The following is a 3,181-nucleotide window of genomic DNA, read 5'->3' on the forward strand; positions in this document are numbered from 1 at the left end:
GGGCGGGGGACGGCGGCGGTGCGCCGCCTAGTGGACCTCGGGGCGGAGCACCTTGGTGCGGAGCACGGCCTCGGCGATACCGAGCTGGCGGTCCAGCTCCTTGACCGTGGCGGGCTCGGCGGTGAGGTCGATCACCGCGTAGATGCCCTCGGCGTTCTTGTCGATGTCGTAGGCGAGACGGCGCTTGCCCCAGATGTCGACCTTCTCCACCGAGCCGCCGTCGTTGCGGACGACACCCAGGAAGTTCTCCAGCGACGGGGCGACGGTGCGCTCGTCGAGGTTGGGGTCGAGGATGATCATGAGTTCGTAACGACGCATAGGCGTACGTTCCTCCTCTGGACTGTCGCGGCCATGGAATCTCCATAGCAGGAGGGCAGGAGTCCGGGACGGGTTCCGCGCCGCGGGGGCGGGCGTCGCGCGGACTCTGAGCCATACGGGACCCAAGATTACCAGCAGCCGCACACCTTCCGGTGCGGCCTGTGGACGGAGCCCGGGTACACGCGAAGGGGGCCGGTGCGCTCCGCGCGCACCGGCCCCCTCGCCCCTCCGGGACCGGGTCAGTCGTTCCGGCCGAGGATCACCAACCTTCCGGGCTCGCCGCCGGTGTTGGTCGTCCTCCCGAAGATCCCGCCGCCCTGCTCCCCGCCGTCCTGCTCGGGGTCGGAGGCCTCACCGCTGGGATCGGTGTCCTCGCAGGCGGGCTGGCCCCAGCCACCGCACTCCTCCTGGTCCCCCGAGCCGGGGCTCTCCGGGCAGTCCCGGCCCCACCCGGGCTCACAGGGCTCATCGGTCTGCTGGTCCTGGCACTCCGGGGAGTCCGGCATGGACGGGTCGCACTCCGCCGGGCTCTCGCTCGGGGACTCCTCGACCGAGGGCTCGTCGCTCGGCTCGTCGCTCTCCTCGGCGCTCGGGGAGGGCGTGGGCACGAAGCTCTGCTCCGTACCGACGTAGGCGGGCGGCGGGAACTGCGCCGGTTCGACGCCCTCCATGGCGGTCGTCATGAACTCGCGCCACACGTTGGCCGAGGTGGTGCCACCGAAGATCTCCCCCGCGGTCTGGCCGTCGAACTCCAGGGCCTGGTTGGCGTCCGCGCGGCTCAGGCCCACCGCGGCGACGAGCTGCGGCGTGTATCCCACGAACCACGCGGAGACCGCGTCGCTGGAGGTACCGGTCTTGCCCGCGACGGGGCGCCCGTCGGGCAGCGCCGCCTGGTCGCCACCGCCGCCGGGCTCGACGACCTGGGTCATGGCGTAGGTGACGTCGGCCGCGACGTCCGCGGTGACCACCTGCTCACCGTTCTCCAGCAGGTCGGCGTCGTCGGGCGGGATGACCTGGCCGTCGGAGGTGCGCAGCTCGGTGACCATGTGCGCCGGACGGTGCACGCCCCCGGCGGCGAAGGTGGAGTAGCCCTCGGCCTGGTCCAGCGCGCTCACCTGGTGGGTGCCCAGCGCGATGAGCGGGCCCTGGGCGGAGGTCGTGGTCTGCTCCTCGGCCACACCGGCCTGGACCGCGAGCTCGTCCACCGCGGCCGGGGTCATCTGCACCGCCAGCTCCACGAACGGGGTGTTGATCGACTGGGCGGTGGACTGGATCAGGTTGACCGGACCCCAGCTCCTGCCGCCCGCGTTGATGACCTCGCTCTGCAGCCCCGGGAACTCCTGGGGGGAGTCGCCGTCGAACGTGCTGTTGAGGCTGATGCCGTTCTCCAGCGCGGTGGCGAGCACGTAGGGCTTGTAGGACGAGCCCGCCTGCGTCCGGTGGGTCAGCGAGTTGTTGACGTCCTCGACCACGTTGTCGCCCCCGTGGAAGGCGACGATCTGCCCCGTGGCGGGGTCGACCGCGGTCAGGCCCATCATCGTGTCCTCGGGGGTGTTCGGCAGGACGTCGAAGGAGCTGCGCGCGGCGTCCATGAGCACGGGGTCCAGCGAGGTCTGCACGACGAAGCCCTGGGTGGCGATGTCCTGGGCGGTGATCCCGGAGTAGCGCTCCTCGATCTCCTGGACGACCGCCTGGCGGACGTAGTCGAACTTGGGGTCGTACTCCTGCTCCTCCTCGCCCTCCTCGGTGCCGTACGGGACGAGCTCGGGGATCTCCAGGGCCTCGGCCTCGGCCCTGGGCAGGCCGAGGTCGGGGTCCTCCTCGTGCATGAGCGCCAGCTGGTTCTGCACGTAGGGCCAGCGCTCCTCGTTGAGGTAGGTCCTGGTCCAGTCGCCCATCTCGCCCTGGAAGTTGCTGGGCATCTGGATGATGATGCCCAGGAAGGCGCCCTCGGCGTCGGTCAGCTCGTCCAGGTCCTTGCCGAAGTAGGACTGGGCGGCCATCTGGATGCCCATGGCGTTGCGGCCGAAGTAGATGGTGTTGAGGTAGGTGGAGAGGATCTCCTCCTTCTCCATCTGCTGGTTGAGCTTGATGGAGATGAAGATCTCGCGGATCTTGCGGATGTACTGGTTCTCGATCTCCAGGTCGCTGTAGTAGTTCCGCGCCATCTGCTGGGTGATGGTGGAACCGCCGCCCGCCTCGCCGCCGGAGAGGAGGGCGCGCCCGATCCCGGAGATGCTGATGCCGGGGTCGGTGTAGAAGGTGCGCTGCTCGGCGGCGAGCACACCGTTGATGACCGTCTGCGGGATGTCCTCGCTCTGGACCTCGACCCGCCTGACCTCGCCCGTGGTGACCGCGACCTCGGGCTCGGCGTCGCCCTCCGGAGCCCACATGATCTGGGTGGCGGACAGGTTGGCGTCCGACTTGGCCTCGAGCTCGTTCACGTTGGGGGCCATGGCGTACAGGATCGCGAAGGCGGCCACGCCGCCGATGATCATCAGGCCGAAGACGGCCAGGGCGGGTTTCCACGCCTTGGACAGGAAGCGCTTGAACCAGGGGCGGTCGTCCGGCTCCTCGTCGCGGGAGCGGCGCCGGCCGCCTCCCCGGCCTCCTCTGCCGCCGCCGGCGGCGGCGCGGGAGCCGCGGCCCGGGGCTCGCCGCCCCTCGGAGCGGGCGGCGTTCTCACGGTCACGGCCGCGGTCGCGGGGGTCGCGGGGGTCGCGGTCCCGGGGGTCGCGCGGTCCGGAACCGGCCGCCCTGCGGCGGCCGCGGGGGTCCTCGTCCGGGCGGCGGCGCTGTCCCTCGGAACGGTGACCGGAGCGCTCGCCGTCCTGGGGCCGCCGGGGGCGCTCGCCCTCGGGGC

2 protein-coding genes are annotated in these 3,181 nt (G+C 71.3%); both read right to left on the reverse strand.

Annotated features, from left to right (window positions below; genetic code table 11):
* Positions 1 to 27: 27 nt before the first annotated feature.
* Positions 28 to 318, reverse strand: coding sequence for a 30S ribosomal protein S6 (gene rpsF, locus DQW06_RS25010; protein ID WP_013155834.1), 291 nt, complete (start codon positions 316 to 318; stop codon positions 28 to 30).
* A gap of 239 nt (positions 319 to 557) precedes the next feature.
* A partial coding sequence (locus DQW06_RS25015; protein WP_232833149.1) for a transglycosylase domain-containing protein occupies positions 558 to 3,181 on the reverse strand: 2,624 nt, incomplete at its 5' end.

Origin of the sequence: Nocardiopsis sp. TNDT3, assembly GCF_003427465.1 — a bacterium.
In the GTDB taxonomy this organism is placed as follows: Bacteria; Actinomycetota; Actinomycetes; order Streptosporangiales; family Streptosporangiaceae; genus Nocardiopsis; species Nocardiopsis dassonvillei.